The following is a 4,676-nucleotide window of genomic DNA, read 5'->3' as shown; positions in this document are numbered from 1 at the left end:
CTCAAGATTCCAGCGTGATTCTCCATGTCTGACAAGCACAAGAACACTCATTTCATTTCACCCTTCAATGATTGACAGACTTCTGATTTAAATATATTCATGTGACAAAAACCCGAGGCTTGTGAAATCAATGCCACATGACTTCAAAATTATTCGTAGCTTAAACAAGTGATTTATAGGTACGATCCAATCTCTATAATCAGGACTTGAGAGCATGAGAAGAAATGATCGATCGATAATAATTCACACTTCATTTATGTTGGCATTGGTTGCCATCACTGCTTTATCCGGATGTGTAAATCCTCCGGCACATGATCTACTTACAGGTGCAGTATCCTTTGAAGAACAAAATATTTCATTCTCCAATGCAACAGCATACGTGACAATTAAAGATGTAAGTATTGCAGATGCTTCAGCCATAGTTGTGGAAGAGCAGATTATATCGGATCTTTCCATTACCCACGGAGCAAACAGCACATTCCAGTATGCAATTGCTACAACTAAATTGGAAGACGGAAAGGAATATTCACTGTCTGTGCATATAGATGTAGATGGTGATGGAAATGTTTCACAGGCAGATTATGTTACAACCCAGCACTACCCATTGACCTCAAACTTGAAGACCTTGAATGCAGTAGTGCAGCAAGTTTCAGGAGGTGGAGCAGCGACCAAAGTATTCACTGAGGAACAGAATGGCACTTCAGCAGATGTGAAGATAGGGGAGCTTGTTACAATAAGGCTGGAAGAGAACCCAACTACAGGTTATTCCTGGAACATGAGTTTTACAGATGGTCTTGAAGTAGCAACGGATGAGTTCATTTCATCCACAGAGACAGGACTCGCAGGAGCTGGCGGGTTTCATGAATGGACCATCCAGGCTGATAGTGCGGGACAGTATAAGGTTTCCGGAATTTACAAAAGACCATGGGAGAGTGTCACAGGAGATGAAGATACTTTCAATTTCACATTAAATGTAAGTCCATGAACCTGGTAGATAAACACATGAACGTGATCTGTGCTGTATATACATCAGCAGATTCACGTTCCTTTTTGGATATTTTCTGTCAATGTCCCTTCCGATCACAGGATCATCATTAAGGATCCGATTTCTGCATGGCCTTCAACATCAAATAGATAAAGCGGGATGCATACAGGTTTGAGTAAGCTGCTAGCTACCAGTGATCAAATAGTACTCCTAAAGTTGCTGTTCATCATATCAGCCAGTATATTGCTTGGAATCATTACGAGCTAAGGGTACATTCAAATTATATTGTGTCATATACAAACTGTATCTATTTTTTTAAAACCACCGGATGCCAATCATGGAACAAAGCTTGCCTAAAATAAAGGGGAAAACTTGAAATCAATATGCTAAGCCTTGCAGATCAACTATTTATGAACGGAAGAAGAATAAATAGCCTTACTAAATATTGTATGATCGGATAGACCGATAAGAACGAAATCATAGTTAAGGACCGTTTGTTTGAAACGTATGGTATCTATATTACTATCTATTGAACATGATCTCAGCAATCAGAAATTAAGGATCACAGGCATTCAACTATTAATGCAGTATCTACTCGCAGAATTACAAAAAGAAGGCTTATGAGGGTAACTTATGAGAAACGGTATACTGATGCAATATTTTGAATATGCAATGGCAAATGATGGTCAGCATTGGAAAAACTTAAAAGCTGACGCCCCTCATTTAAGTGAACTGGGGATTACGGCTGTTTGGATACCACCTTGTTTCAAAGGTACTTCTTCCAGTGATACAGGTTACGCTGTGTATGATCTATATGATTTGGGAGAATTTGACCAGAAGGGTACCGTAAGAACGAAGTATGGAACTAAAGATGAGCTGATCGAAGCTATTAATGCACTGCATGAAAACGGAATACAGGTATATGCCGACATAGTGCTTAACCATAAAGCCGGAAGTGATGAAACTCAGACCTTTAAAGTGGTTGAGGTTGAAATTAACAATAGAACCAACGTTATTTCAGAGCCTTATGATGTTAAAGGCTGGACTAAATTCACCTTCCCGGGAAGAAATAATAAATATTCTGACTTTAAATGGTCCTTTGAGCATTTTACCGGTATTGATTACAATAACGCAAACGGAAAGACCGCTGTGTATAAAATTCTCGGAGACAACAAGGATTGGGCAGAGAATGTAGATAAAGACTTCGGCAACTTTGATTATTTGATGTTTGCAGATATTGATTTTAATCACCCGGACGTTAAAAACGAAATATACAAATGGTTTAAGTGGTTTGTAAATGAAACACGGATCGATGGTGTGAGAATTGACGCAATTAAGCATATAAATCAGGATTTTATCAAAGAGTTCTTAAAGTTCATTAAAAATGAGCAGGGTGAAGAGTTTTATGTTGTAGGTGAGTATTGGCAATCAAACCCTGAGGTATTAGACGATTATCTGGATCGAGAAGAACATCTTCTGGATCTGTTTGATGTTTCACTGCATTTTAATTTCTACAGGGCGTCTAAAGAGAGTAACAGCTTTGATATGAGGGCAATTTTCGACAATTCATTAGTTAAGACTCATCCCCAGCTTGCAGTAACCTTTGTAGACAACCACGACTCACAACCGATGCAGGCATTAGAATCCTTTTTGGAGGATTGGTTCAAACCGTTGGCATATGCATTGATTTTGTTAAGAAAGGATGGCTATCCTACGATATTCCACGGGGATTACTACGGAATTGCTAATGTGAAAGAGTACAGGCCAATTCGAGACGTTATTGACGATCTGATCAGGATCAGAAGAAAGAATGCCTACGGAGAACAACAGGACTACCTTGACCATGGAAATACAATCGGCTGGACAAGGCTTGGAACCGAAGAGCATCCTGACGGCTGCGCGGTAGTATTAACTAACGGATCAGACGGAGAAAAGGAGATGTATGTAGGGAAGATCCATTCGGGTGAGATATGGATTGACCGTGTCGGCAATAATCCTGCAGAAGTAATTATTGATGAACAGGGAAAGGGGATATTTCAGGTTTCAGGAGGTTCGGTTTCCTGCTATACAAAAAAAGAATAGGATAAAAGCTTTTAAGAAGCTTTAATTGAACAAATTATAAATGGGGGGGAGTGAAATGCGAGTTCATTATAAAACATATATGATAAGTCAGGATAAAATATTTAAAATAGTAATTGATTTAGTCACTATCATCATCCTTTATATACTGCTACTAGCGCTATTTGTGGGGGTCATACATATCCTACTGGATATCAACTCAATTTTATTTGGAACTCTTGGGGGTGGTTTCGGTCAGATAGTATCCAGTGTCCTCACAATTTTTGTTCTTATTGATCTTTTCAAGACTTTTATTGATTATCGTGAACATCAAGAGATCAGAATTACATATGTAACCGATGCTACGATTTTAATAGTCATGCGTGAAATCGCGGTAGGGGTATATGCCCAAAGATTTGATTATCCATTTGTTCTAGGCCTATCGGTATTGTTGTTCTCATTAGGTATAATAAGGGCTCTGGCCGTCAAATATCCAACCAAATTATGAGTTCTTCCTCACGTACTCTTAACATTTGGGAACTAAGGTGATATATGACGTATCGGCTATGTAGGAATCCTCGATTGAATATAGAGGAATTCTACGTATCTTAGAAATTTTAACTTATATCAAAATTTAGAGGGCATTTCGAAAAACCCCTTTATTTGAAAATTGGTTTATAAAATCTTTATGAACAATCGGTTAAAAAGAGAGGTTTATCCAGATCTTCTAATTATTTTTGCTTCGATGCATAAAGCAGCACTCCAACATAATTATGAATACAGAATTCTAAGAATATAGGGCATTGGTATTCAAATATAGTAATATACTATGAACTCCTATATTTCTCAATGAATTGCCCAAGATGTAAAAGTTCCAGTCACAGAAAGAATGGTATAGTCGATGGACGTCAACGATACAAATGCCATGATTGCGGATATAACTATTCAGTAGAGATAAAATCAACTGCTAGCTCTTCTTTTGTTAAAAGACAGGCTTTGCAACTCTATCTTGAAGGATTAGGATTTCGCTCAATAGGACGAATTTTAGGAGTAAGTCATGTTTCTGTCCAAAAATGGATAAAGAAGTTTGGTCAGGAATTAGAGGAACTAAAGAGCGAAAATGAGATATCTGTCGTTGAATTAGATGAGATGCACACTTACATCGGAAACAAAAAAAATATTGCTGGATCTGGATTGCTGTTGATAGAGTTGGGAAAAAATTCATCGACTGCTCTTTTGGTAGCAGAGGAACAGAAACCGGACAAAAACTCTGGGAATACTTAGAAGGGAAAGAGATTGAAAAAGTGATGACTGATCACTGGAAGGCATATGCAGAGTTCCTCCCGGAGACTATTCATACACGATCCAAAGCTGAAACGTATACTGTTGAAGGATATAACAGCATATTGAGGCACTTCCTGGCAAGGTTGAGAAGAAAGACAAAGTGTTATACTAAGAGTCTTGAAATGCTGAAGTACTCTGTTCTTTTATTAATGAAATACAGAAATAAAGAGTTAACTATGTTTAGTTAACAATACCAAAATATCAGTTATGCAGAATCAGTGTGACCGATTGCTCGATCAGTTCCACAAGAGATATCTACCAAATTAACAATCCGGGCATTCAGACATAT

The 4,676-nt window shown here is 37.9% G+C and carries 4 protein-coding genes; all 4 read left to right on the top strand.

From position 1 onward, the window contains the following. Window positions 1–256 precede the first annotated feature (256 nt). The gene (locus tag ACCM36_RS01555; protein ID WP_370571942.1) at window positions 257–985 is read left to right on the top strand and encodes a protease inhibitor I42 family protein; all 729 of its coding nucleotides are present in this window, start codon (window positions 257–259) and stop codon (window positions 983–985) included. Between the two features lie 633 nt (window positions 986–1,618). After that, window positions 1,619–3,067 carry an alpha-amylase gene (locus tag ACCM36_RS01550; protein WP_370571941.1) on the top strand — a complete coding sequence of 483 codons (1,449 nt, stop codon included), beginning with the start codon at window positions 1,619–1,621 and terminating at the stop codon, window positions 3,065–3,067. A 40-nt stretch (window positions 3,068–3,107) separates the two neighbouring features. Beyond that, window positions 3,108–3,551, top strand: a complete 444-nt coding sequence (locus ACCM36_RS01545; protein WP_370571940.1) for a phosphate-starvation-inducible PsiE family protein — start codon at window positions 3,108–3,110, stop codon at window positions 3,549–3,551. A gap of 341 nt (window positions 3,552–3,892) precedes the next feature. Further along, a protein-coding gene (locus tag ACCM36_RS01540; RefSeq protein WP_370571939.1) for an IS1 family transposase occupies window positions 3,893–4,575 on the top strand; the annotation gives its coding sequence in 2 pieces (ribosomal slippage) (window positions 3,893–4,213 and window positions 4,216–4,575; 681 coding nt in all). Window positions 4,576–4,676: the final 101 nt, after the last annotated feature.

This window comes from Methanomethylovorans sp., assembly GCF_041305605.1.
Classification (GTDB): Archaea; Halobacteriota; Methanosarcinia; order Methanosarcinales; family Methanosarcinaceae; genus Methanomethylovorans.
This window is presented reverse-complemented; position numbering and strand designations above follow the sequence as displayed.

What these genes read in the sequence shown, in the direction of transcription:
- ACCM36_RS01555 (WP_370571942.1), top strand. Translation starts at nt 257, where the DNA reads ATGTTGGCATTGGTTGCCATCACTGCTTTATCCGGATGTGTAAATCCT.
- ACCM36_RS01550 (WP_370571941.1), top strand. Translation starts at nt 1,619, where the DNA reads ATGAGAAACGGTATACTGATGCAATATTTTGAATATGCAATGGCAAAT.
- ACCM36_RS01545 (WP_370571940.1), top strand. Translation starts at nt 3,108, where the DNA reads ATGGGGGGGAGTGAAATGCGAGTTCATTATAAAACATATATGATAAGT.